This window comes from Streptomyces sp. NPDC001606, assembly GCF_053596835.1.
This window is the reverse complement of record NZ_JBSFHC010000001.1, coordinates 876,807-900,453: the sequence shown is the minus strand read 5'-3', so window position 1 is coordinate 900,453 and position 23,647 is coordinate 876,807. Positions and strand designations below refer to the sequence as shown.

Below are 23,647 nucleotides of genomic sequence, written 5' to 3'. Positions count from 1 at the left end.
GAGTGTGGCCGGGAGCCGTTCCGTTGGCGACCGACCCGGTCAAGGGAGAGGCCAACGAGGCGCCGCTGCCGTACCCGTCGGGATGGTTCTCCCTGGCGCTCTCTCGTGAGGTGCCGGCCGGCGCGGTGGTGAAACGCCGCTTCATGGGCCGCGATGTCGTCCTCTACCGCACCCGGGCCGGCGTCCTGCGGGTCGTGGATGCCCACTGCCCCCACCTGGGCGCCCACCTCGGCGTCGGGGGAGCGGTCGAGGGCGAGCATCTCGTGTGCCCGTTCCACCACTTCGCCTTCGACGTCGAGGGTTCCTGCGTCAAGGTCCCGGGCGGAACCCCGCCCCGGATGACGCTGGGGCAGTACACCGTGCGCGAGCGGGGCAAGGTCGTCTATGTGTGGCACGGCCACGATGCCGCGCCGCCCGCCTGGGAGCCCTCGGAGATATTCGACGACAGGTTCACGCCCGTCGCCTCCTGGAGCACGCTGCTGGCCTCGCATCCCCAGGAGGTCATGGAGAGCTTCGTCGACTACGAGCACCAGGGGGTCGTACACAACGTCTCCCTTCAAGAGGCGGCCCCGCCGGTGGAGGAAGGGCCGTTGCTGCGCATCTCCTTCCGGGCGGACATCGCGCTCTCCGTCGGCCTTGCGACCATCAAGGTGGAGCAGGGCCTGGCGCTGTCCGGCCTCGGCCTGGCGTCCGGCGAGGTGACGCTGGACCAGGTCGGGCTGAGGCTGGGCGTCCTGCTCACGGCGACGCCCGTCGGGCCATGGCAGACGTACCTGCGTGTGGTCATCGTGACGGAGGACGCCTCGCACGCGGATTCCTCCCGGCTCTGGAAGGCCGCCTCCCTGTCCTGGTCCACGGTGGCGGGACAGGCGCTCGTGCGGACCATCGCCCACCAGATGCGCCAGGACGCCCGGATCTGGAACTCCAAGCGGTACGAGCCGGACCCCGTGCTCGCCCCCGGGGAGAGCGCCATCGGCCACTACCGCCGCTGGGTACGCCAGTTCTACCCCCCGGACACGGTGTGACAGCCAACGGATACGGAGACCGAGGCCGGACCGATCACGCATTGACGGCGGCTCGCTCCGGGACCTACGGTCCGCGCATGATCCCCATACCCACATTAACGGCCGTGCCGCGTCCGGCTCCCCGTCAGGCGACGATGCCCTCACGGCCCCGCGTGGGCTCGTCGTCGCTCCGCCCCGGCTTCGCCGCCAGCGGCGACCCCGAGGTCCGCGACTCGGCATGGATCAGCTTCCACCCCATCACGACGGGGGCCGGCCGATGAACACGACCCGGGAGCGCTCCGAGGCACGGCTGCTGGTCCCGTCCCTTGTGTTCATCGCCCTGGTCGTGTCGGCAGTCGCCAGCCTCGGCGCACCGCTCATCACCAGCGTGGCGACCTCGTTCCACGTCTCACTCGACAGCGCGCAGTGGACGCTGACCATCGCCCTGCTGAGCGGCGCGATCGCCACGCCCATCCTCGGCCGGCTCGGCGCCGGCCCGCACCGACGTGCCACGATTCTCGCCACGCTGGCGGTCGTCGTGGTCGGCAGTGCGCTCACCGTGCTGCCGCTGCCGTTCGCGTGGCTGCTCGTCGGCAGGGCCGCACACGGCATCGGGCTCGGTCTGACGGCGCTGATGATGGGCGTGGCCCGCGACCATCTCCCCGAGGAGCGCAGCGCGGGCACCATCGCCCTGGTCTCGGTGGTGTCCATCATCGGGGTCGGCGTCGGCTATCCGCTCGCCGGGCTGCTCACCGAGTGGGGCGGGGTACGCGCCGCCTACGGCCTCGGTCTGGTGGTCACCGTCGTCGCCTTCCTGGCCGCCTGGCGCTCCATACCCGAAGCCCCTGAAGGCCGTTCGGCCCAAGTGAACACAACGGGCGCGCTCCTCCTGGCGGGTGGACTGTTCCTCGTCCTGTTCCTGGCCGGCGAGAAGAACCTGTGGAGCCATCACCTCGCCGTGGCGGTGGTCCTCGCGCTCGTCGCCGTGCTCCTGCTCTGTGTCTGGACCGTCTCCGAGCTGCGCGCCGAGACGCCCCTGGTCGATGTGCGGGCGCTCCGGCACCCGGTGGTGGCCGGAGCGAACGCCGCCATGTTCGTCGGCGCGATCGGCATGTACATCCTGTTCACGCTCATCTCCCGGTACGCGCAGACGCCGCACAGCGCCGGCTACGGCTTCGGGCTCGACACCTTCGTCGCCGGGCTGGTGCTCGTGCCGTTCTCCGTGCTCGGGTTCGTCGCCGGCAAGCTCACGCCTCGGATGCGCGAACGGATCGACGACCCCTGGCTCCTGGCCGGCGGCGCTGTCGTCATCGCCGGCGGGTTCGTCCTCTTCGCCACGGCCCGGTCGCACCTGGCCGAGCTGTTCCTGGCGATGAGTGTGCTGGGCCTCGGCGTGGGCAGCTTCTCGGCCGCCACGCCCGGCGTCATCCTGGCCGTCACCCCCAAGAGCGAGACGTCCAGCGCCATGAGCATCAACTACGTCATGCGCAGCGTCGGGTACTCACTCGGCAGCGCCATCGGTGGCCTGGTCCTCGCCGCCGGCACCGACAGCGGCCAGGTCTTCCCCCACGACAGCGCCTACACCACGGCGGCGTGGGTCGGCATCGCCGCGATGGCGATCACGGCGATGGCCAGCCTCGTCCTCACCCGCCGGCGCTCGCCCGAGGCCGAACCGGCTGTCGCCCCGGCCGACGCGCCGAGCCGCAGCCGGTAGGGCCCATGACCCGCTCGTGGTTACGGCGTGTAGACCTGTTCCAGGGAGTGGATGGCGCCGTCGTCGCCCGTCGCGTACTTGAAGACCAGTCCGGAGTTCGGGTGCGCCTTGATCCAGTCGACCAGCTCCTGCACGCCGATGCGCTGGTTCTTGCTGCCGGCGACGACGGGGTTGGTGGCGGTGACGTAGGCGGCCTGGTCGAGGGCCCAGCGGCTGTCCTCGCCGGTGACGACGAACGGCGTGCCGTCGGAGTCCTTGCCGGGGCATCCCCACGCCCCGTGCTGGATGACGAGGTTCACCTTGCCGGTGCCGGCGGGCAGTTCCTCGACGCGGTAGACGGCGATCTCGTCGGGGTCGACATGGTCCGGGTCCGGTGCCTTGCTCACGCAGCCGGTGGCCGGTGCCGTGGTCGGGGCGGAGCCGGGCGTCTTGGCGGCGGGCTTCGCCGCGGGCGTGGCGGCACCGCCCGCACCCGGCGTCGCGGTCGACGTGGGAGCCGCGCTCCCCGGGCCGCCGGTGCCTCCCGTGGCCCCGGCCTTGTCACCGCCGGGCGTCCGGCTCGCCGTGGCGGAGGTGCCCGGTGAGTGCTCGGCTGCCGCGGGGGAACCGTTCCCCTGGCAACCGGTGAGCGCCGCGGCCAGTGCGGCGACGGTGAGTGCGATGGCGGCGGGTCTGAGGCGCTGCGTGTGCATGTCGGGACGTCCCCCCTGGTCAGAGGCGGCCATGTCGGCCGCGCAACGGTCGGACAGTAACAACGCCGCAGCTCAGGCCGCATCACCGGAACGTCTCGTGTCACGGACTCCGGACAATGCCGTCACCGGACACGGACCATGTGACGTGCACAGACGTCCACCCCGCCGAGGCCGTCGGCGGTGCGTCTCCTAACATGACCACGCCAGTCAAGTCGCCTCAGCGCGTCGAAAGTTGAAAAGGGTGAACATGTCGTTCGGTCCGCCATCCGCCGGGTTCGGGCCCGCGAGGCCGCATCCGCCGACTCCGCCCGCCCCCTCCCCGCAGGTCTGGACTCCGCCGACCGCTGTCGAGCAGGCCCTCTTCGAGGCCAAGTCGCGTGAGGACTGGGCGGCTTATTTCGACACACTCGCGGACAGCCGGCTGTACTTCGAGATACGGCGCGACGGCGCGGATGCCCGGCCGAGCCGGACCATTCCCGTCTTCGGACACGATCCCCGGGTCGCCGGCGGCCGGATCTGGCCCGTGTACACGGAGGGCATGCTGCCCGTGCCGGACCCGCAGCGGGTGCTCGACTGGCAGAGCCTCGACTGGTTCGCCCGGGTGTGGGAGCCCAGCGATCCGCCCGTGATCGTGGTCAACCCGGGCAGCCCCTGCGAGGCGTTCCTGCCCTCCGCGCCGCCGCACTCGGCCGCCTGGGCGCAGCACAGGGCCGAGGGCCCGCTGAACCGCGCGAGGGTGCGCACACTCCGGTTCGGCGGGCCCCTGGAGGGTCCCGTCGCTCAGGGGCTCGCCTGCGGCGCGCTGCTGGTCGTGCGGTACGGCTTCCCCTGGAACGCGATGGCGTATCACGGCAACGGCTATCCCCAGGAACGCCGGACCCTCCAGGAGTGGTGGGGCGTCACCAGCCGGGAGGAGTGGCAGGAACAGCAGCGCGCCCTGCTCGACCCGGACGGCGCGAACCCCGTCTGGGAGTTCGCCCTCGGGCTGCGCCGTACGATCGCCCGCGACTTCGGCGGCCATGTCGACACCGCTTACTGGCGGGACGCGGTCGCCCGGGTGCTGCGGGCCCGTACGGGCGGCGAGACCGTCCTCACTCCGGACGGGGTCACCACCACGCCCGCCGTCCCCGAGGCGGAGACGGAGGCACGGATCAAGGGGGTTCAGCACCTCGTCGGGCGCATCACCCGCTACGAGGCGCGCTTCCGGGCCGACGGGATCCTCGACGAGAACCGGTTCGTCACCTCCGTGGACGCCTGGAACTTCGGGCGGGCCTCGGGCATGGCCCGCTGGGGACTGGGCTCCCGGTACTGCTCCCTCCAGGAGGCCGAGGCCGCCGTCATCGAGGCGGGCCGGGCCTCCGCGCGGTCGTACAAGTCCTGGCGGGACTTCGCCGCCGGCTACATCCTGGGCCGCTGCCTGCACTTCGACGACGAGGAGTTCGGGGAGTGGTACACCGACATGGTCGACCTGCACCGGCTCCTGATGTCCGACCCGGACAGTCCGTGGCTCACCGTTCCCTTCAAGTGACGCGTCGAGCGGCTCCGGCCCGCCCCCGCTGAGCCCGGGGGTCAGCGGGGTTCGTGATGCGGCATGCGGTGCAGCGGGCCGGTGACGGGTGCCGGGCGCAGCATCTGGGCTCTGGCCAGACTGCGGTAGACCGGGCTGGTGGTCAGCAGCTCCTCGTGGCGTCCGCAGGCGGTGACGCGGCCCTCGTCCAGGACGACGATCCGGTCCGCGTGCTGGACCGTGGAGAGCCGGTGGGCGATGACGAGGACCGCGCACTCCTCGGTGACGTCCCGCAGCGCGGCCGTGAGCGCGGCCTCGTTGAGGGCGTCGAGATGCGAGGTGGGCTCGTCCAGCAGCAGCAGTGCCGGGCGGGTGAGCAGGGCGCGGGCCAGGGCGACGCGCTGGCGTTCACCGCCGGAGAGGGTGGCCCCGTGCTCGCCGACGGCGCCGTGCAGCCCGCCGGGCAGCCGCTCGGTCAGCTGCTCCAGCCGGGCCAGCCGGACCACCCGGCGCACCTCGTCGTCCGTGGCGTCCGGGCGGCCGTAGGCGATGTTGTCGTACAGCGTGCCCTGGACGACCTGGCTGCCCTGGTCGACGAGGGCGAGCTGGTTCCGGCAGGCGGCGCGGCCGAGGTCCGGGGCCGGGTGCCCGTGGAAGCGCAGCAGTCCGCTGTCGGGTTCGTAGAACCGGGCGATCAGCGCGAACACCGTGCTCTTGCCCGCCCCGGAGAGGCCGACGAGGGCGACCTGGTGCCGCTGCGGCACGGTGAAGGAGACACCGCGCAGCACCGGCCGGCCCGGCCGGTAGGCGAAGTGGACGTCCTCCAGGGCGAGGGCGGGGACGTCGGCCGGGGGCCGGGAGAAGGGCGGGGCGGCGGGCACGGTGGGCTCCACCGGCAGCTCCAGGGTCTCCTCGATCCGCTGCTGGGCGCCCATGCCCCGCTGGATCAGGCCGACCGCGCGGAACACCGACGACAGGGGCACCACGAGGTAGGACGCGTACAGCAGGAACGCGACCAGGTCGCCCAGCGAGTGCCCGCTGCCGTGCACGCGCAGCCCGCCGATGACGAGGACCAGCAAAAAGGAGCCCTGTACGGCGAGTTCCACCGCGCTGCTCATCACCGCGGCGAACCGCGCGGCGCGCACCCCCGCCGCGCAGGCGTCATCGACCCGGGCCCCGATGCGGGCCGCCTCGCGCGATTCCGCGCGGTACACCCGGACCATGGGCAGGGCGCCCAGGGCCCGTTCGAGGTCGGCGGCGACCGCGCCCACGGACGTCTGCATCCGCTCGGCCGCGCTGCGGATGCCCTGGAGCAGCAGGGTGACCACGGCCGCGGCGGTGGCCACGGTCGCGGCGACCAGCAGGAGCAGCAGCGGGTCGAGCCACGCCATCAGGGCGAGCGCGCCGGCCGCGACCAGTGCCCCGGTGACCAGGTCGACCAGGGCCTGGGCGACGACCTCGCGCAGCAGGGTGGTGTCGGCGGTCACCCGCGCGATCAGATCACCGCCGCGCTGGTGGTCGTACTCCCGCATCTCCAGCCGCAGCAACCGCCCCACCAGGTTGTGGCGCAGCTGGCGTACGACGCCTTCGCCCGTCCGCTCCAGCAGGAACCGGCCGACGGCGCCGGTCGCGGCCTCCGCGGCGAACAGGGCGGCGAGCAGCAGCAGCGGCGGCCACAGCGGCTGCCGCCCGCCGCTCGCGTCCACCACCCGCTTGGCCAGCAGCGGCTGGGCGAGCCCGAGCGCGGACGCCGCCAGTGTCAGCACGGTGGCGGCGGCGATCGCCCCGCGGTGCCGGCCGGCCAGCCGCCAGACGGCGAGGACCGCGGCCCGCGTGGACCGGCCGGTGGCGGCACCGCGCTCGGCGCCCGCCGTCATCGGGGGACCGGGCCGACGGAGATCAGCCGGGCGAAGTAGTCGTCGGGCAGGTCCTCGCCGACCGGCCGGCCCTCCGCCTCGATCCACGCGTGGGCGGTGAAGGGCGGGACCACGCTCGCCCCCGTGCACCAGGTCGGCCAGCTGCCGCCCAGCCGGCACAGCAGGGCGGCGCCGAGGGAGCGCGGCAGACAGCCCTTGGGGCTCGCACAGCGCAGGCTCACCGCGCACAGGGCGTCCCGGGCGTCCTGTGCCTGGTCCGCGGTGGCGGGCCCGGCGCCCCGGCGCAGCAGCTGGAGGGCGGCGCGGATGCGGCGGGGCGGCAACAGGGCCAGCAGCAGGGCCGGGACGAGGACCAGGCGGGCGGCGAGCCGCCGGCCGAGCGGAACGTCGTACGGCCGTTGCAGGGCGCTGGGCGTGCTCATGCGGCCAGCCCGCCTGCGCGCAGCTGCTGCACCAGCGCGCCGACGTCGGCCCGCGCCCGGTCGGCGTCGACGTCGAACGCCTCGGTGACCGCCGCGGCCGCGGCCGCCTCGTCACCGCCCGCCATGAGGGTGTCCACGACCAGGGTCGCGGTCGGGTTCAACTCCCAGTACTCACCGGTGCGTTGGTCGAGGAGGACGGTGCCGTAGTCGGTCTTGGCGGTGCAGACGTCGGCTCCGAACCGCAGTGCCATGGCGGTTCTTCCTTTCGTTCGGCTTCACGTCACGGGTTCATGCGAGGGCGCTGCGGCCCGTACGGTCCAGCGCGCGCAGCCACACCTCGACGGCGATGGTCGAGTACAGGACGGCCTCCCGCAGCTGACGGGTGGCGGGCCGTTCCGCCAGGCGGCGCAGCGCGGCGGCGTCGACCAGCCCCAGCCGGGCCAGCCGCGAGTCCTCCCACAGCGCCATGAGGTCGCCGCGGTGGCGGCGCAGCCCGTCGGCCGCGTCCATGGCGGCGGCCGCCTTGGTGGTCCGGCGCAGGCACTCCTCGGGTACGACACCGTGCATGGCCTCGGTCAGCAGCGGCTTGTACCGCCAGGGCGAGACGCGTTCCTCGGGACGCACCGCGAGGCAGGTCTCGATGACCCGGTCGTCCAGGAACGGTGAGGCCATGGGGAGCCCGTGGCGGGCGGCCATGTGGTCCCACTGCCGGACGATGCGGGTGCAGTCGCGGATCTGCTCCAGGTCGGTGTGCAGTCCGCGGTCCGGGTGCAGGGGCTGTGCCTGCCGGGCGGCCGTGCGCAGCGCGGTGCGGGCCAGCTGCTCGGCCTCGGGGGTGACCCAGGCGAACAGCCGCGGGCTCATGCCCCAGCCCAGGCTGGTGGTCACCGTCGGGGGCAGCGGGTCGCGCAGCCGGTGCTCGGCGTCCGCGAGCCAGGTGGCGTACGGCCGGGAGTCGGCCAGGGCGCCGAGCAGCGGGCCGAGCGGCCACTGCCACAGGGCCCGGAAGCCGCGCAGCTGCCGCAGGGCGAACAGCGGGCGGCGGCGCGCCAGCCGGTGGTAGTACGCCTCGGAGCACCAGGCCACGTGGTCGCCGCCGATGCCGGTGAGATGCACCCGGCTGCCCCGCTCGGCCAGTGCGGGCAGATGGTGCAGGACCCGGGCCCGGTCCATGACACCGATGGTGGGCTCGTCCAGTACGTCGTCGATGCCGAGCAGCCCGGTGTAGACGAGGGGGGACTCCTCGGGGTCCCAGACCACGTGCTCGACGTCCGGCAGGGCGGCGGCGGCCCGCCGCGCCCAGTGCAGATCGGTGTCGGCCGGGTCGCGGCCCGGCCAGGTGGAGGCGATGACGCGGGCCGGCGAGCGGTCGGCGAGGAAGCAGACGGAGGTGGAGTCCAGGCCGCCGGAGAGGTCGCAGCTGACGGTGGAGCCGGGCCGGGTGCGGGCGCCGACGGCCGCGGTGAGGGCCTCGCGGACCCGGGGTGCGGCGGTGCGCAGGGGGACGACGGGCTCCGGCGGGGTCCACCATCGGGTGTGGCGGAAACCGGTCCCGTCCGGGTCGAGGATCAGTGCGTCGTGCGGGGCGACCGGGGTGACCCCGGGCCACAGCGGCGCGTCGGACAGGGGATGCGGGACCGGCCACAGCAGTCGTACCGCCAGCTGTTCCCGGTCGGGTTCGGCGCCGAGGGCGCGGGCCAGCAGGTCGGCGCGGGTCGCTGCCACCCGGGTTCCGGCGAGCCGGGCGTGCCAGACCAGCCGGAGGCCGGAGGCCGTGCCCTGCACCCGGATCCGGCCGTCGAGGGCGGCCACCAGGTGGCAGCTGCCGGACAGCGAGCGTGCCCACGCGTCCAGGGCGGCGAGGTCCCGCAGGGAACGCGCCACCCGCTCCAGTTCGGTGGCGGTGGCGGATGTGCAGCCGACGAGGGCGAGGGCGGCGGGACCGACCCGCGCGCTGACGATCTCCTGGTCGTCCCAGTGGCCGACCAGCCAGGGCCGGCCCGAGGGGTGGTCGAGGGTGCGGGTGCCGGGGCGGGCGAGGGAGCGGGCCACGGCGGCCGCGTCCGCGCGGTCTGCGAAGACCGCGAAGTGCGCGGCGCCGGGGCCCGTTCCCGCCGTTACGTGCGGATCAGCCATGAGGTCGGTTCAGGACCGTCGCTCGGCTGCCGGTTCAGTTCTTGCTCAGGATGAGACGGTCGTTGCCGGAGCGCTGGAGCAGTCCGGTCTCCTTGCGGAAGGAGCCCAGTCGGACAAGGGTCGGCGCCTCGTATGCCTTCTTCATGCCTTGCTCTCCTCACGGGGTTTGGTCCGCCCGCCGAGGGGCGGCTCCTCACCAGGTAGCCGGGGTTCGGGGTGGCGTCGCAAGACGGAGAAGAACAGTCATATTGTCAGGAAATAGGGGCCCTTGAGGCTCTGTTCGAGTGCCGAGCGGGTGCCGTGGGCCGACTCGGGAGCGGCAGCGGGTGACGGACGGGGCGTGGCGGAACGTTTCGAGGTGGGCCCGACGCCGACGGCGCGCCGGGGTTCCGGCGGAGCGGCGGGGGGAGCCGCCGGGGGCGCTCCGGCGGCCGGGACGCGAATCCGGACGGCCCGGTTCCGGTGGGTGTCGCCTGGTGCGCCCCACTGCCGGCCGGCCCGGGCTGCCGGTCCTCGTCGTTCGCCGGCCGCGTCCTCTCCACCCGTGGGTGGAGTCGCACGGCAGGTTCTCCATCGACCCGTGGGTGCTGGTGATCCGCTGCGGCCGCGGAGCAGTCTTGACGCATGGCCTCTCTGCACACGGCACTCGCCGTGACCATCAGTGTCTGCGCCGCGGTCTTCGTCGTGGCGTGGATCGTCGGAGCCGTCTACTTCGGTGGGCGGCGGCGGTCCGGTGCCCCCGACCGGTGGCACGCCCTGGGACGCGAGCTGCCGCGCCGACTGCTGCTGATCGCGGGCGCCGCCGCGTTCTCGCTGCTGGTCGGGCACACCCACGGCTTCTGGCGCCGGCTGGAGTACTGGCAGCCGGGGCTGGCGGTGTTCGGGACCCTGCTCGCGGTCGCCTCCACCGCGCTGCTGCTGTGGGCCCGCTGGGTCCTCGGCACCATGTGGGCCAGCGTGCCGACGGTCCAGGAACACCACGAGCTGCGGACCGACGGCCCCTACCGGCTGGTCCGCAACCCCATCTACACCGGGCTGCTCGGCCTGATCACCGGTGCCATGCTCGGCTTCGGCTTCGGCGTGTGGACAGGCGCCCTGGCGGTCGCCGTCCCCTGGCTGCTGCGGCGGGTCCGGGTCGAGGACGCCCTGATGGCCGGCCGGTTCGGCGCCTCCTACGACGCCTACCGCGCCGAGGTCCCGGCCCTGATCCCCCGCATACGCACCGGCTCCGGGACCGGCCCCGGCCACGCGGGCACCGGGGCGCGGTAGCCCGGCGCCGCCCCCCCGGGGGCTACGACTGCTGGAGCTGCTGCCGCCGCTGCCTTCGGGCGGCCAGCACCGCGTAGACGATCACCCCGACGAACAGGAACAGCACGCCCTGGTACACCGCCGCATAGCCGGCTCCGGCCATCAGCCAGATCGAGAAGGCCGCGGCCACCGCGGTGATCACCGAGTCCCGCAGCAGCCGGGCCCGGTCGACGGAGCCGGGGCGGCCCGAGACCAGATGGAAGATCTGGGCGGCGGTGGCCAGCAGGTACGGCACGGTCGCGGTGAACGTGGTGACCAGGACCAGGACGTCGAAGACCTTCGCCGACCCCGAGAAGTAGTTGTAGGCGGTGAGCAGGGAGGAGAGGACCACCGTGACGGTGACACCGACGATCGGCACGCCGCGGGTCCGGCGGGCGAAGGCGGCCGGGAAGAGACCGTCCCGGGCGGCGGCGTACGGCGTCTGGGCGCTCAGCAGGGTCCAGCCGTTGAGGCAGCCGGTCATGGACACCAGCGCGGCCAGCGCCACGGCCGTACCGCCCCAGGCGCCGCCGAACATGGTGTTCACGGCGTCGGAGAACGGCGCGGTGGAGGACACCAGACGGTCGTGCGGGACCGTGCCGAACACGGACAGCGTGCCCAGCAGGTACACCAGCGCGGCGCCGGCGGTGCCGATGACGGTGGCACGCCCCACGTTCCGGCGGGCGTCGCTGACCTCGCCCGCGCTGACCGCGGCGGACTCCACCCCGAGGTAGGAGAAGAGCAGCAGGGCGGCCGAGGCGGACACCGCGCCGACCGCGCTGTGCCCGCTGGAGTTGAACGGGCCGAGCCGGGAGGGGTCGAAGAAGAACAGTCCGCCGACGGCGACGAGCAGCAGCGGCACGAACTTCAGCACCGTCGACACCAGCTGCACGGCGCCCACATAGCGGGTCCCGGCGAAGTTGGCGAGCGCGGGCAGCCATTGCAGGGCCAGCGCGGCCAGGCAGGCGGTCCACCGGTGGTGGTTGACCGGGATCAGCACGTCCAGATAGCCGACGGCGGCCACGGCCAGCGCGGCGTTGGACACCCAGGTGGTGATCCAGTACGCCCAGGCGGCGAGGAATCCGGCGAAGTCGCCGAACGCCTCGCGGGCGTAGACGTAGGGCCCGCCGGTGCGCGGGTCGCGGGCCGCGAGGCGGCCGAAGACCAGGGCGAGCGCGATCGCCCCGACGGTCAGCACGCCGAAGGCGACCAGGCTGACCGTGCCGAAGGGGGCGATGGAGGCAGGGAGGAGGAAGATGCCGCCGCCGATGATGTTGCCCATGACCAGGGCGGTGGCGACGGGCAGCCCGAACCGGCGGGCATGGCGGCTGGCGGGGGTGCCGTGGGGGTCCCCGGCAGAGGCCGTGGGGATCTCCGTAGGGGCCGGAGCCGACTGCGGGACGGTTCCCGTGCTGTGCATGGGTGCTGCGCCTCTCATGGAACTGACGTTCCCGGGATCGCCGGGACGCGCCCATGGTCGGGGATGCCCCGGTCTGGCTCAAAATCGCCGCTTCTTGTCCCGCGAAGCCCGCTCGACCGGGGAAAAAACGTGGTGCGGCAGGTCCCGGGCCGCGAGATGTCCTGCGGCGCCGCACAGTGGCCCGTCCGTCACTCCGACGCTGCCCACAGGCTCCTGACGTGCCCGAGATGCCGGGTCATGACCGCGTGCACGGCCTGCTCGTCGCGGTCCAGCAGGGCGTCGAGGAGTTCCAGGTGCTCCTCGGCCGAGGCGAGCAGCCGGCCCGCCTCGACCAGCGCGGTCAGCCCGTAGAGCCGGGAGCGCCCCCGCAGATCGGCGACGACCTCGACCAGATGGGCGTTGCCCGCCAGGGCGAGCAGACCCAGGTGGAAGCGGGTGTCGGCCTCGACATAGGCGATCAGATCGCCGGCCGCCGCCGCGGCGACGATCTCCCGGGCCGCCGGGCGGAGCGCCTCCAGCGAGACCCGGTCCGCGGTGCGGGCCAATCCGGCCACGGTGGGGATCTCGATCAGGGCGCGGATCTGGGTGTACTCGTCCAGCTGCTGGTCGGAGACGGCGGTCACCCGGAAGCCCTTGTTGGGCACCGTGTCGACCAGCCCCTCCTTGGCCAGGTCCAGCATCGCCTCGCGCACCGGGGTCGCCGAGACACCGAAGCGGGCGGCGAGCGAGGGCGCCGAGTAGACCTCGCCCGGCCGCAGCTCGCCCGCGATCAGCGCGGCGCGCAGCGCGTCGGCGACCCGCTCCCGGTAGCTGCTCCGCCGGCCGCCCAGCCGGGGGAGCGCGGGCATCCCGGCGTCCCGCCCCTGTTGTGCCATGTCACGCATCACCCGGTGAGTCTAGAGGACGAACCCTTGCGGAAACGGGTCGGTCGGGTCCAGGAGGTACTGGGCGGTGCCGGTGATCCAGGCGCGGCCGGTGAAGCTGGGCAGCACCGCCGGGACGCCGGCCACCTCGGTCGTCCCGAGCAGCCGGCCGGTGAACCGGGTGCCGATGAAGGACTCGTTCACGAACTCGGTGTCCAGCGGGAGTTCACCGCGCGCGTGGAGCTGCGCCATCCGCGCGCTGGTGCCGGTGCCGCAGGGGGAGCGGTCGAACCAGCCCGGGTGGATGACCATGGCGTGCCGGGAGTGCCGCGCGGTGGCCCCGGGGGCGTAGAGGTGGACATGGTGGCAGCCGCGGATGGAGGCGTCCTGCGGATGCACCGGCTCCGCCGCCGAGTTGATGGCGTCCATCAGGGACAGCCCGGCCGCGAGGATGTCGTCCTTGCGCGCCCGGTCGAAGGGCAGCCCGAAGGAGTCGAGCGGCAGGATGGCGTAGAAGTTGCCGCCGTAGGCCAGGTCGTAGCGGACCGTGCGGCCGTCGGGCAGGGTGATCTCGCGGTCCAGGCCCACGGCGAACGACGGGACGTTGCGCAGGGTGACATGCCGTGCGGCGCCGTCCTCCACGGCCACCTCGGCGACCACGACACCCGCCGGGGTGTCGAGCCGGATCGTGGTCACCGGTTCCACGACCTCCACCATGCCGGTCTCCACCAGCACGGTGGCCACACCGATCGTGCCGTGTCCGCACATCGGCAGATAGCCGGAGACCTCGATGTAGATGACCCCCCAGTCGCAGTCGGGCCGGCTCGGCGGCTGGAGGATCGCACCGCTCATCGCGGAGTGACCGCGCGGTTCGTTCATCAGCAACTGCTTGATGTGATCGCGGTGTTCCCGGAAGTACAGCCGCCGTTCGTTCATCGTCGCACCGGGCACGGTGCCGATACCGCCGGTGATCACCCGGGTCGGCATGCCCTCGGTGTGGGAGTCGACGGCGTGCAGGACGAGTCTGCTGCGCACTCTGTGGCCTCCTGGTCAGACGAGCCCTGCGGCGACGGCTTTCTCGGTGGCCGCGCGGACCGCGGCCTGCTGCTCCGGCAGCAGGGGGACGCGCGGCGGGCGCACCGGCCCGCCGTACCGCCCGACGACATCCATGGACAGCTTGATCGCCTGCACGAACTCCACCCGGGAGTCCCAGCGCAGCAGCGGGTGCAGCTGCCGGTAGAGGGGGAGCGCGGTGCCGAGGTCGCCGGAGACCGCGGCCCGGTACAGCTCGGCCGAGGCCCGGGGGAGCGCGTTGGGGTACCCGGCCACCCAGCCCTTGGCGCCCGCCACGGCCAGCTCCAGCAGGACGTCGTCGGCGCCGATCAGCAGATCGAGTTCCGGGGCGAGTTCGGCGATGCGGTAGGCGCGGCGGACATCGCCGGAGAACTCCTTCACCGCGTGGATGTGTCCCTCGCCGTGCAGCCGGGCGAGGAGTTCGGGCACCAGGTCGACCTTGGTGTCGATCGGGTTGTTGTACGCCACCACCGGCAGCCCCGACCTGGCCACCTCCGCGTAGTGGGCGAGCACGGCACGGTCGTCGGCGCGGTAGGCGTTGGGCGGCAGCAGCATCACCGCCGCACAGCCGGCCTCGCCCGCCTGGTCGGCCCAGCGGCGCGCCTCCGCCGAGCCGTACGCGGCGACGCCCGGCATCACCCGCTCACCGCCGATCGCGGATACGGCGGTGCGCACCACGCGGGCGCGCTCCTCGGCGGTGAGCACCTGGTACTCGCCGAGGGAGCCGTTCGGTACGACGCCGTCGCAGCCGTTCGCCACCAGCCAGGCGCAGTGCTCGGCGTAGCGGTCGAGGTCGACGGAGAGGTCGGCGCGCAGGGGGAGTGCGGTGGCGACGAGGATGCCGCGCCAGGGGCGGCGCTCCGCGTGGGTGACAGGTGAGTCCGTCATAGGGTCCCTCACTGGGTAGGGTGTGACATATTACTGATCGGTCTGGTCGGGCAGGTCGGCCAGGACGCCGAGCGGTACCGGGCGGGCGAACGGCCGCCGCCCCGGGGTGAGCGGGCAGCCGGTCAGCCCGGCCACTCCGGGCCCGCACACCCGGCCCTGGCACCAGCCCATCCCGGCCCGGGTGAGCAGCTTGACGGTACGGAGGTCACCGGCGCCGAGGGTGCTCACGGCCGTGCGGACCTCGCCGGCGGTGACCTCCTCGCAGCGGCACACCACGGTGTCGTCGGTGACCTGCTCCGCCCAGCCCGCCGGTGGCGTGTACACCGGGTCGAGCGCCGCGAAGAAGGCGCGCAGCCGGGTCCGGGCGCGGGCGGCGGCGGCCCAGCGCCGCGGGTCGGGCGCGGTGCCGTGCAGCCGGGCCGCGATCGAGCGCCCGGCGATGTGCCCCTCGGCGAGCGCGAGGGCCGCGCCGCCGACGCCGGTGGTCTCCCCGGCGGCCCAGACCCCCGGCACATCGGTGCGCTGCTCGTCGTCCACCCGGACGTCCGTGCCGGCCAGGGTGCAGCCGAGGGTCTCGGCCAGGTCGGTGTGCGGCAGCATGCCGTGGCCGACGGCGAGGGTGTCACAGGCGATGCGCCGGGCGCTGCCGGGCCGGATCCGCCCGGCGCGGTCCAGGGCGGCCACGGTGACCGCCGTCAGCCGCTCGGTGCCGTGCGCCTCCACCACCGTGTGCCGGGGCAGCACGCGCACCCCGTGCCGCAGCAGCCGTCCCGCGTACCCGGCGCCCTCGGCGAGTTTGCCGGGCTGGGCGGCCAGGGCCGGTGCCCGGCGCAGCAGGGCCGCGGGATCGGCGGACTCCACCAGCGCCGCCACCCGCGCGCCCGCCGCGGCCAGTCCGGTGGCCACCGGCAGCAGCAGCGGTCCGGTGCCGGCGACCACGGCCCTGCGGCCGGGCAGCACCAGGCCGCCCTTGAGCATGGCCTGGGCGCCGCCCGCGGTGACCACCCCGGGCAGGGTCCATCCCGGGAAGGGCAGCACACGCTCGTAGCCGCCGGTGGCGAGCAGGACGGCGTCGGCGTGCACGGTGACGCCCTCCTCCTGGGCCGGGCCGCGCAACGCGTGCACAGCGACGGATCCGGCCCCGGACAACAGCTCCGCACACCACACATGGTGATCGCTCAGATGGGTGATCCGCCCTGCCGCGCACTGCCGTTCCAGCCCGTCCCGCAGCCGCTCCCAGGTGCGCCACTGGTGGTGCAGGGCCTGCGGACGGCGGGCGCCGAGCGCGGTGGCCGGTTGCCGGTAGAACTGCCCGCCGGCCCGGTCGGCGGCGTCGACGAGCGTGACGTGCACGCCGCGGGCGGCCGCCGCCAGCGCCCCGGCGAGACCCGCCGGGCCCGCCCCGACCACGGCGAGGCGCGGTGGTTCAGTCATCGTCCCGGCCCGTCCCCTCCTGGCTGCGGATCTCGTCGCCCGGCCGTGCCGGGACCAGACAAGCACGTTGGTTGGGGCGTCCGTTGACCGTCACCAGGCAGTCGAAGCACACGCCGATCCCGCAGAACACCCCGCGGGGCCGGCCCGTGCGCCGGGTACTGCGCCAGGACGTCACGCCCGCCGCCCACAGGGCCGCCGCGACCGTCTGACCGGGCAGCGCCGTGATAGGCCGCCCGTCGAAGGTGAGGGTGCAGGGCTCGCCCGGCCGGGCCTTCGCCAACCGCAGGGGGTTCACGGGGTCTCTCCTCCGTCCGTCGGACGCACCGGGCGCCGCCTTCCGTCCGTGTCGAACCGCTCCGGCCGGAACGGCGCCGGGTCCAGCCCGGGTGCCGTGCCGGTGAGGGCCCGGGCGAGCAACTGTCCGGTGCCGGTGGCCAGTCCGATGCCCGCGCCCTCGTGCCCGCAGGCGTGGTACAGCCCGGGCACTCGGGGGTCCGGGCCGATCGCCGGGAGGTGGTCGGGCAGATACGGCCGGAATCCCGCGTACGTCCGCAGCGCCCGCACCCGCCGCAGGAAGGGGAAGAGTCCGACCGCCCCGGCCGCCAGCGCCCGTACCGCCTGAAGCGACAGAGAGCGGTCGAAGCCGACCCGTTCCCGGGTGGCGCCGATCAGCACCGGCCCGGCGGCCGTGCCCTCCACGACCGGCGAGCTGCGCAGCGCGGCCGAGTCGCTCGCCACGTCCGCCACATAGTCCGCGGCGTACACCTTGTGCCGCACCATCCGCGGCAGCGGCTCGGTGACCAGGACGAAGCCGCGCCGGGGCAGCACCGGCAGCCGGACGCCCGCGAGCGCGGCCAGCTCGCCGCCCCAGGTGCCGGCCGCGTTCACCACCGCCGGGGCGTACAGGTCGCCGCGGTCGGTGCGGACGCCGCGGACCGTGCCGTCCGCCGCGCGCAGCACCCCGGTCACGGTCCGCCCGGTGTGCAGTGCGGCGCCGGATGCGCGCAGCAGCCGCGCGGCGGCCAGCGCGGGCATCACCTGGGCGTCCTGCGGATAGTGCACACCGCCCGCCATGCCGGGGGCCAGATGGGGCTCCAGCGCGCGGAGTTCGTCCGGACCGACCGGATCGGCCGCGACCCCGGCGGCCCGTTGCCCCGCGGTGAAGTCCCGCAGCGCGTCCAGGGTCTCGGGGGACGAGGCGACGACGAGACCGCCCTTGGCCTCGTACTCGATCGCCGCCCCCAGCTCCTCGGCCAGCTCCGCCCACAACCGGGCGGACAGCAGGGCGAGTTGGAGTTCGGGGCCGGGTTCCTTGTCGGAGACGAGCAGGTTGCCCTCGCCCGCGCCGGTGGTGCCGCCGGCCACCGGGCCCCGGTCCACCACCGCCACGTCGAGGCCGGCCCGCGCGGCGTACAGAGCACAGGCCGCGCCCACCATCCCGGCTCCGACGACCACGACATCGCAGGTCAGTCGCTTTGCCACGGCAGTACTATGTCACATGCCGCTGTTCTTGAGGAGACGTCCGCGCGAGGAGACGTCGCTTCTTGAGGCGTTAATTGACGGGACGTCTTCAGTGCGGCCTCGCGCCCGCCGCGAAGGCCCCGGACACGCCGACGCGGCCGTGGACGTCACCTCCCCCGTAGGTGACGTCCACGGCCGCTCCCCCGGCGCCGGACTGTGGTGCTGGTCGCCCGTGTGCCGTCACCAGCACATGACGGCTGTCTCCCCCGGCCCCCACGCGGAGTAGAGACGGACCCGGACGACATAGCGGCGGCCCATGACGAGCCGGACGCGGACGGCGGCGTTGTCCGGTGCGCCGCCGTCGTCGTGGCCGGCGAGGAAGCGCGGCTCCCCCTCCCGCTCCTCGAAGACCACGAGCACACGGTCCGCGTCGCCGAAGGTGCCCACGGTGTAGTCGCGGGTCTCCGGCGGTTCGATGACGAAGTCGGCCTGCTCACCCGGCCCGAGGGCCAGCGGAACCGACCGGAACGGCACCAGCGGGGCGGGCCCGGCCGGCTCCACCGGCGGATACCAGCGAAGCACGAACTCCTTGTCCGCCGCCGACGGTGTGCCGGCCGGCCGCAGCCCCCCGCGGTACTGCTCCGGCTCCAGCACCAGCCCCGGCCCGATCGGCAACGTCATGACCGACTGCGGATCCCACACCGCGCCACCCGCCTCACCGGCGTCCAGCGCGTGCAGCACGTTCGTGTACGTCGTCTCCCGGCTCCAGTAGTTCGGCGGGCCCGCCAGCTCGGCGTACACGGCCTCGTCGTCCCAGTGGATCCCGGCGAACGGACTCTGGTGCTCGTGCACCATCCCGAGCGCATGCCCGATCTGGTGCAGCACCGCCCCTCGCTCCCCGGGCGGGGTCACGTCCCAGCCCAGGTTCATGGTGCGTTCCCCCCGGCCGACCGACAGCGCCTCCCGGCCCACCGCGGACCAGGAACCCCCGCCGGCCTGGAAGCCGATCCGCAGCTCCGCCTCGCCCCGGTCGCCGACCTCGGCGAAGGTGACGCCGATGCCGAGGTCCCGCCACTCGGCGAAGCACTCGCGGACCACGTCCCGCTGCTCCTTGCCGCCGGCCCACGGCACCCGGCGCAGCTCCCCGGTCCCGGGGACCGGGATCACCGAGGCGTCGGAGTCGGCGTCGAGGAAGCAGTAGTGCAGGACCGTGCCGTTGACCCACATCCGCCGCCCGGTGAGCAGGGCACCCAGCCGCCCGGCCGTCAGCCCCGGTCCGAAGGACGGGGCCGGCTGCCGCGGTAGCGAGCAGAGGCGTCGGGTCATGCGGCCAGCGTGCCCGGCCGCCGCGCCCGGCGCCTGAGTCGGGAGCTACTCAAGTCCCCCTGTATCAAATCCGAGTAGGCGGACTCCGGATGACGTGACGACTTACGAACCGGACGCGAGGACGCTGGAGCTGCCCTGGCCCTTCACCGGCCGGGACGACGAACTTGAGCTGGTGCGCGGCGCGACGGCCGCCGGCCGGCCCGGCATCGTGGTGACCGGGCCCGCCGGCCGCGGCAAGACCCGTCTGATCAGGGAGGCGGTCCGGGGCCTGGACCACGCTCTGGTCACCGGCACCCCCCAGGCCCGGCACCTGCCCTTCGCGGCGTTCGCCCACCTGCTGCCCGATCCGGTCTCGCCGCACCGCGCGGTGCAGATCCTGTCGGGCGTACGGCTGCTCGTGGTGGACGACGCCCATCTGCTGGACGAGGCCTCCGCCGCGCTGGTCCACCAGCTCGCCGCGCACGGCCGTACCCGGCTGGTCGTCACCGCCACGGACGGCGTGCCCGCACCGAGTGCGGTGTCCCGGCTGTGGACCGGGGAGCTGCTGCCCCGGCTGGAGCTGGCGCCGCTGCCCCGCGAGGACACCGCCCGGCTGCTGGCCGGTGCCGCGCTGGAACCGCTCACCGTGCGCCGCCTGTACCTCGGCTGCCGGGGCGATCTGCGCCTGCTGCGCGACCTCGTCGCCGCGCTCGGCGCGGCCGGGCGGCTGGTGGCGCTCCCCGGCACCGGTGAGCGGGCCTGGCGCGGAGCGCTGCCGGTCACCCCCGCGCTGCGGGAGCATCTGGCGGCGGCCCTGGAGCGGTCCGGCCCCGGCGAGCGCGAGACCCTCGAACGCCTCGCCTTCGCCGAGCCGTTGCCGCTGCCGCTGGACGGCCTCGACCTGGACGTGCTGGAACGGCTGGAGGCGGACGGCCTGGTCGAGGCCGACGACGACGGCGCCGTCACCCTCGCCCACCCCCTGCACGGCCCGGCCCTGCGCGCCACCACCGGGCCGCTCCGGGCCCGCCGGCTGTCCCGCGCGCCGGTCGCGCACGGCCCGGCCCTGGAGGCGGAACGGCGGCTGCTGGTACGGCGGATGGAGCAGCTGGACGTCCGTCCGGTCCCGGCGCCGGTGGGGGAGTGGCTGGTGGCGGAGGGCCGCCCGGTCCCGGCCGGGTACGCCGCCGTGCGCGCCCGGTTCGCCCGCCTGCGCGGGGAGCTGCGGGAGGCGGCGGCCTGGGCCCGGGAGGGGCTGCGGGAGGCCCCGAAGGACACCGGGTGCCGCATGGAACTCCGGCTGTGTGAAGGTCAGTTGATCGAATCCCGGGGTGACGACGTGTACGCCCGCTACGACGCCGTACGCCTCGGCGCGCCCGAGCGGGCCGCGGGGCGGCTGCCGGCGGGCAGCGTGTTCGCCCGGCACGCCGAGGCGCTGGCCCGCGGGGACGCCGCCGAGCTGGAGCGGGTCGCCGAGGGGCTGGCGGAGCGGGGGTTCGCGCTGTTCGCCGCGGAGGCGTACGCACAGGCCGAACGCATGCACCGCGATCCCCGGGCGGTGCGGCGGTCGCGCACCCGGGCGGTCGCGCTCGCCCGGTGCTGCCAGGGCGTGCGCACGCCGGCCCTGGACGGGCTGGTGCTCGGTGAACTCACCGCCCGGCAGCGGCAGATCGTGCGGCTGGCCGCGGAAGGGCTCAGCAACCGGGAGATCGCCGAGCGGCTGACGCTGTCGGTACGGACGGTGGGGAACCATCTCTACGGCGCGTACACCCGGCTCGGCACGGGGGACCGGGCGGCACTGGCCTGGTTGGTGGACACGCCGGTGGGGGAGTCGGCGTAGGAGGGGCGTGCTGTGGGTGCTGGGCGCCGGATGCCGGGAGCGGGGGTGTTGTGGTGGCTCGCGCAGTTCCCCGCGCCCCTGGGGGCGCAGCCCTGACAGACAGGGGCCCTATGCCGCTCCGAACGCTGCGAAGGCCCAGCCCGTTGCCTGGTGGAGGGGGTCGTCCGGCAGGGTCGTGCGGGCGTCGCGGAGAGCCTCCGCCAGGCTGAGGCCGGTGTCGAGGCCCTTGTGCAGGGCGAGCATCAGCGGGACCACCGCCGCGTCGTTGACCGGTGCGCTGGCCGCGACCACCCCGGCCGTGCCCAGCGGCAGCAACGCGGTGACCAGGCCGAGGAGTTCGTCGGCGCCGACCGAAGCCAGCCGGGCGGTGTCGCAGCTGGAGAGGATGATTCGGTACGGGCTGCGGGCCAGACGCTCGAAGTCGTGGACGATCAGCGGGCCGTCGGCCATCCGCAGGGCGGAGAACAGCGGGCTGTCGGCGCGGAACGTGCCATGGGCGGCGAGATGGGCGAGACCCGCGCCGTCCAGCTCGGCCAGCACCCGGGGGACCTGGGCGTCCTCGCCCTCCAGGACCGTCGCGGTGTCGTACCGGTCCGCCAGCGCGGGCACCTCGGCGCCGCCCGTGGCCAGACCCGGGCCGCGCACCAGCACCGGGCGGCCGGCCGGCGGGGGTGACGTCTCGCGGGCGCGCAGCCAGCTGCCCGCCGACGGCGACACGCTCAGCACCCGCTCGCGCAGCGCGGGCAGCAGCGCCCACGGCACCCGGTGCAGCGCCCCGGGCGGCACGATCACCACCGGGCCGGGGCCCAGATGCGGTACGGCGCCCGCGAGCAGCAGTTCCTCCAGCCGCCGGCCCCCCGCCTCCACCAGCGGCAGCCGCGCCTCCGCGCCGGGATGGGCGAGCCGTCGCAGCCCCGCCTGGACGTGCTCGGCCTCGGCCACCGCCTCGGCCAGCGCCCCGCCGGCGAACCGCCGTACCCGCCCCCGGCCGCACAGCAGGATGTGCACCCGGCCCCGCACCACGGCGAGTTCGACCAGCGTGGCCTCGCCCAGCCGGTCCAGCAGCCGGGCCACGTCCAGCCGGTTTCCCGCGTGCGGGGCGGCACCGCGGATGTGATGGGTGCGGGAGCGGATCTCCCGCTCCAGGCGCCGCTGTTCACGGTCGAGCGCGGGGACCGGCCGCCCGTCCATCCGGGCGCCCTCCGCCCGGGCCGCGATCTCCCGGTAGGCGGTCAGGCTGCTCAGCAGTGCCGGATCCGCGGGCGGCCGGGTCGGCGGCGCGGACAGCACGGTCGCCCGCCACCGTTCGCTCCACCCCAGCAGCCGCCGCGGGTCGCCCTGGTCCAGGGTCACCTCTTGGGCCAGCGCGGCCAGTTCGGCGCCCTTCGCGGTCACATGGGCGCGCAGCTCGGAGGCGCCGAGCGTCATCCGGTGGTCGTCGAGGACGTCGAGGCCGCGCCGGCAGGCCTCCAGCACGCCGCGCCGGGACCCGGCCGCCCGGGCCCGCAGCGCCTCGGCCACCCAGCCCGTCATCCGGGCGAGCGGCGGGCCCGAGCGCCGGCCGCGGGCCGCCACCGCCAGGTGCCGTTCGGCGTCCGCGGTCCAGCCCAGCGCCAGCGCGATCCGGCCCGCGAGCAACGACGCCTCCGGCGCGGCCGGCGAGTCGAAGGCGGCCAGCCGCTCCGCGACCGCCGCCGCGTCGCCGACCAGCCGCCCGGATCGCCGCCCGGCCGCCACCCGGGCCTCGATCAGCACCAGCCGGGCATGGGTCTCCCACCACAGCCGCCGCTGCGCCGTGAACAGCCGTACGGCGACGGCGGCCCGGGCGACGGCCGTCTGCGCGTCCCCGGCCGACCGGGCGGCCCGCGCGGCGGCCAGCAGCAGCTCGGCCCGGCGCGTGGACTGACCGCCGATCCGCTCCAGCACCGCGATCGCCGCGTCCGCCTCGGCCTGCGCCTCCGGCGCCAGACCCGCCGCCATCAGCACCTCGCAGCGCCGGATGGACAGGTTGTACGTCGGCGTGCCCAGCTTGGCGTACCGCTCCTCGGCCTCGTCCAGCAGGCGCAGCGCCACCGGGATGTCCCCGGACCGGAACGCCGCCAGGCCGCGGCTCTCCACCGCGTCCGCCTTGTCGTGCTCCTGGCCGGTGGTGTCCCACAGCCGCTCCGCCGCCGTGAAGTCGGCGGTCGCCCGGTCCACCGCGCCCAGCGCCAGATGCACCGTCGCCCGCAGGGTCAGCGCCCGTGCCGTCCAGATGTCGTCGGCGACCTGGCGCAGCACCGGCAGCGCCCGCCGGACGTCCTCCAGCGCCTCCCGGTGATGTCCCAGCACCCACCACACATAGGCCCGCCGGTACAGCACCCGGGCCCGGGTGTGTCCGGTGCCCCGGGCGACCCCCCGCTCGAAGGAGGCGAGCCCCTGTCGCGTGCGCCCCGCGTGCACCAGTGCGACCCCCAGTGTCGCGAGGACATCCGCCTCCCGGTCGGCGGATTCGGCGCGCGCGGCCAGATCGCGGGCCCGCCGCAGATGGGTGAGCGCGACCCGGAGATCCCCGAAGTCCCGCTGCCAGATGCCCAGCACCTGGTGGGCGACGCTGGCGTGCAGCGGCGGCGGATTCTCCCGCAGCACCTGTTCGGCGCGTGCCCGGGCCTCGCCCGGATCGGCGAACACCATGGGCAGCAGCTCCGTCACCGCCGCGCTTCCCGCTGTCACGTCTCGCATGGTAG

The 23,647-nt window shown here is 74.6% G+C and carries 20 protein-coding genes; 5 read left to right on the top strand and 15 right to left on the bottom strand.

Going from position 1 to position 23,647, the window contains the following annotated elements; genetic code table 11:
* Positions 1–23: 23 nt before the first annotated feature.
* Together ACWCV9_RS03940 and ACWCV9_RS03935 are read left to right on the top strand one after the other, a co-directional pair.
* A complete protein-coding gene (locus tag ACWCV9_RS03940; RefSeq protein ID WP_450784119.1) occupies positions 24–1,025 on the top strand; it encodes an aromatic ring-hydroxylating oxygenase subunit alpha in 1,002 nt (333 codons plus the stop codon).
* Positions 1,026–1,281: 256 nt separating this feature from the next.
* Positions 1,282–2,718 (top strand): MFS transporter, encoded by a 1,437-nt coding sequence (locus ACWCV9_RS03935; RefSeq protein WP_450784118.1) that lies wholly within the window; start codon positions 1,282–1,284, stop codon positions 2,716–2,718.
* 20 nt (positions 2,719–2,738) lie between these two features.
* On the opposite strand, the gene ACWCV9_RS03930 is transcribed toward ACWCV9_RS03935, so the two are convergent.
* Entirely contained in the window at positions 2,739–3,410 is a 672-nt protein-coding gene (locus ACWCV9_RS03930) for a hypothetical protein (RefSeq protein ID WP_450784117.1), read from the bottom strand.
* A gap of 247 nt (positions 3,411–3,657) precedes the next feature.
* Between ACWCV9_RS03930 and ACWCV9_RS03925 the strand changes: the two genes are divergently transcribed.
* Positions 3,658–4,938 carry a DUF1266 domain-containing protein gene (locus ACWCV9_RS03925; RefSeq protein WP_450784116.1) on the top strand — a complete coding sequence of 427 codons (1,281 nt, stop codon included), beginning with the start codon at positions 3,658–3,660 and terminating at the stop codon, positions 4,936–4,938.
* A 41-nt stretch (positions 4,939–4,979) separates the two neighbouring features.
* Here the strand turns inward: ACWCV9_RS03925 and ACWCV9_RS03920 are convergent, their stop codons facing one another.
* Genes ACWCV9_RS03920 through ACWCV9_RS03900 form a run of 5 tightly spaced genes read right to left on the bottom strand, consistent with a single transcriptional unit; the run spans position 4,980 to position 9,497 of the window.
* The gene (locus ACWCV9_RS03920) at positions 4,980–6,794 is read right to left on the bottom strand and encodes an ABC transporter ATP-binding protein (protein WP_450784115.1); all 1,815 of its coding nucleotides are present in this window, start codon (positions 6,792–6,794) and stop codon (positions 4,980–4,982) included.
* The gene (locus ACWCV9_RS03915; RefSeq protein ID WP_450784114.1) at positions 6,791–7,216 is read right to left on the bottom strand and encodes a lasso peptide biosynthesis B2 protein; all 426 of its coding nucleotides are present in this window, start codon (positions 7,214–7,216) and stop codon (positions 6,791–6,793) included. The genes ACWCV9_RS03920 and ACWCV9_RS03915 overlap by 4 nt, the downstream gene beginning before the upstream one ends.
* Positions 7,213–7,467 (bottom strand): lasso peptide biosynthesis PqqD family chaperone, encoded by a 255-nt coding sequence (locus ACWCV9_RS03910; protein ID WP_450784113.1) that lies wholly within the window; start codon positions 7,465–7,467, stop codon positions 7,213–7,215. Before ACWCV9_RS03910 ends, ACWCV9_RS03915 begins: the two co-directional genes overlap by 4 nt.
* A 37-nt stretch (positions 7,468–7,504) precedes the next feature.
* Positions 7,505–9,352 (bottom strand): lasso peptide isopeptide bond-forming cyclase, encoded by a 1,848-nt coding sequence (locus ACWCV9_RS03905; protein ID WP_450784112.1) that lies wholly within the window; start codon positions 9,350–9,352, stop codon positions 7,505–7,507.
* A gap of 34 nt (positions 9,353–9,386) precedes the next feature.
* Positions 9,387–9,497 (bottom strand): keywimysin-related RiPP, encoded by a 111-nt coding sequence (locus tag ACWCV9_RS03900; RefSeq protein WP_184966700.1) that lies wholly within the window; start codon positions 9,495–9,497, stop codon positions 9,387–9,389.
* Positions 9,498–9,976: 479 nt separating this feature from the next.
* Between ACWCV9_RS03900 and ACWCV9_RS03895 the strand changes: the two genes are divergently transcribed.
* Positions 9,977–10,621 (top strand): methyltransferase family protein, encoded by a 645-nt coding sequence (locus tag ACWCV9_RS03895; protein WP_450784111.1) that lies wholly within the window; start codon positions 9,977–9,979, stop codon positions 10,619–10,621.
* A 22-nt stretch (positions 10,622–10,643) separates the two neighbouring features.
* On the opposite strand, the gene ACWCV9_RS03890 is transcribed toward ACWCV9_RS03895, so the two are convergent.
* The 8 genes from ACWCV9_RS03890 to absR1 all read right to left on the bottom strand — a co-directional run bounded on the left by ACWCV9_RS03890 (position 10,644) and on the right by absR1 (position 19,105).
* Positions 10,644–12,059, bottom strand: coding sequence for an amino acid permease (locus ACWCV9_RS03890; protein WP_450784110.1), 1,416 nt, complete (start codon positions 12,057–12,059; stop codon positions 10,644–10,646).
* A 188-nt stretch (positions 12,060–12,247) separates the two neighbouring features.
* Positions 12,248–12,943 (bottom strand): GntR family transcriptional regulator, encoded by a 696-nt coding sequence (locus tag ACWCV9_RS03885; RefSeq protein ID WP_450784109.1) that lies wholly within the window; start codon positions 12,941–12,943, stop codon positions 12,248–12,250.
* A 12-nt stretch (positions 12,944–12,955) separates the two neighbouring features.
* A complete protein-coding gene (locus ACWCV9_RS03880; RefSeq protein ID WP_450784108.1) occupies positions 12,956–13,957 on the bottom strand; it encodes a proline racemase family protein in 1,002 nt (333 codons plus the stop codon).
* A 15-nt stretch (positions 13,958–13,972) separates the two neighbouring features.
* Positions 13,973–14,884, bottom strand: a complete 912-nt coding sequence (locus ACWCV9_RS03875) for a dihydrodipicolinate synthase family protein (RefSeq protein ID WP_450784107.1) — start codon at positions 14,882–14,884, stop codon at positions 13,973–13,975.
* Positions 14,885–14,914: 30 nt separating this feature from the next.
* Positions 14,915–16,318 carry an FAD-dependent oxidoreductase gene (locus ACWCV9_RS03870; RefSeq protein WP_450784106.1) on the bottom strand — a complete coding sequence of 468 codons (1,404 nt, stop codon included), beginning with the start codon at positions 16,316–16,318 and terminating at the stop codon, positions 14,915–14,917.
* Positions 16,311–16,613, bottom strand: coding sequence for a (2Fe-2S)-binding protein (locus tag ACWCV9_RS03865; protein ID WP_450784105.1), 303 nt, complete (start codon positions 16,611–16,613; stop codon positions 16,311–16,313). The genes ACWCV9_RS03870 and ACWCV9_RS03865 overlap by 8 nt, the downstream gene beginning before the upstream one ends.
* On the bottom strand, positions 16,610–17,800 hold the full coding sequence (locus ACWCV9_RS03860) for an NAD(P)/FAD-dependent oxidoreductase (RefSeq protein WP_450784104.1): 1,191 nt from the start codon (positions 17,798–17,800) through the stop codon (positions 16,610–16,612). Before ACWCV9_RS03860 ends, ACWCV9_RS03865 begins: the two co-directional genes overlap by 4 nt.
* Before the next feature lie 219 nt (positions 17,801–18,019).
* Positions 18,020–19,105, bottom strand: coding sequence for a beta-glucuronidase AbsR1 (gene absR1 / locus ACWCV9_RS03855; protein ID WP_450784103.1), 1,086 nt, complete (start codon positions 19,103–19,105; stop codon positions 18,020–18,022).
* 94 nt (positions 19,106–19,199) lie between these two features.
* Here absR1 and ACWCV9_RS03850 point away from each other — a divergent pair, with 94 nt between their 5' ends.
* A complete protein-coding gene (locus ACWCV9_RS03850; RefSeq protein WP_450784102.1) occupies positions 19,200–20,921 on the top strand; it encodes a LuxR family transcriptional regulator AbsR2 in 1,722 nt (573 codons plus the stop codon).
* A gap of 108 nt (positions 20,922–21,029) precedes the next feature.
* Here ACWCV9_RS03850 and ACWCV9_RS03845 read toward each other — a convergent pair whose 3' ends face one another.
* Positions 21,030–23,642, bottom strand: a complete 2,613-nt coding sequence (locus ACWCV9_RS03845; RefSeq protein ID WP_450784101.1) for a CHAT domain-containing protein — start codon at positions 23,640–23,642, stop codon at positions 21,030–21,032.
* Between the last annotated feature and the right edge of the window lie 5 nt (positions 23,643–23,647).

Bases quoted from the DNA above. Each gene is read 5' to 3' on its own strand.
- ACWCV9_RS03935 (WP_450784118.1), top strand. From the start codon at position 1,282: ATGAACACGACCCGGGAGCGCTCCGAGGCACGGCTGCTGGTCCCGTCC.
- ACWCV9_RS03930 (WP_450784117.1), bottom strand. From the start codon at position 3,410: ATGCACACGCAGCGCCTCAGACCCGCCGCCATCGCACTCACCGTCGCC.
- ACWCV9_RS03925 (WP_450784116.1), top strand. From the start codon at position 3,658: ATGTCGTTCGGTCCGCCATCCGCCGGGTTCGGGCCCGCGAGGCCGCAT.
- ACWCV9_RS03920 (WP_450784115.1), bottom strand. From the start codon at position 6,794: ATGACGGCGGGCGCCGAGCGCGGTGCCGCCACCGGCCGGTCCACGCGG.
- ACWCV9_RS03915 (WP_450784114.1), bottom strand. From the start codon at position 7,216: ATGAGCACGCCCAGCGCCCTGCAACGGCCGTACGACGTTCCGCTCGGC.
- ACWCV9_RS03910 (WP_450784113.1), bottom strand. From the start codon at position 7,467: ATGGCACTGCGGTTCGGAGCCGACGTCTGCACCGCCAAGACCGACTAC.
- ACWCV9_RS03905 (WP_450784112.1), bottom strand. From the start codon at position 9,352: ATGGCTGATCCGCACGTAACGGCGGGAACGGGCCCCGGCGCCGCGCAC.
- ACWCV9_RS03900 (WP_184966700.1), bottom strand. From the start codon at position 9,497: ATGAAGAAGGCATACGAGGCGCCGACCCTTGTCCGACTGGGCTCCTTC.
- ACWCV9_RS03895 (WP_450784111.1), top strand. From the start codon at position 9,977: ATGGCCTCTCTGCACACGGCACTCGCCGTGACCATCAGTGTCTGCGCC.
- ACWCV9_RS03890 (WP_450784110.1), bottom strand. From the start codon at position 12,059: ATGCACAGCACGGGAACCGTCCCGCAGTCGGCTCCGGCCCCTACGGAG.
- ACWCV9_RS03885 (WP_450784109.1), bottom strand. From the start codon at position 12,943: ATGCGTGACATGGCACAACAGGGGCGGGACGCCGGGATGCCCGCGCTC.
- ACWCV9_RS03875 (WP_450784107.1), bottom strand. From the start codon at position 14,884: ATGACGGACTCACCTGTCACCCACGCGGAGCGCCGCCCCTGGCGCGGC.
- ACWCV9_RS03870 (WP_450784106.1), bottom strand. From the start codon at position 16,318: ATGACTGAACCACCGCGCCTCGCCGTGGTCGGGGCGGGCCCGGCGGGT.
- absR1 (WP_450784103.1), bottom strand. From the start codon at position 19,105: ATGACCCGACGCCTCTGCTCGCTACCGCGGCAGCCGGCCCCGTCCTTC.
- ACWCV9_RS03845 (WP_450784101.1), bottom strand. From the start codon at position 23,642: ATGCGAGACGTGACAGCGGGAAGCGCGGCGGTGACGGAGCTGCTGCCC.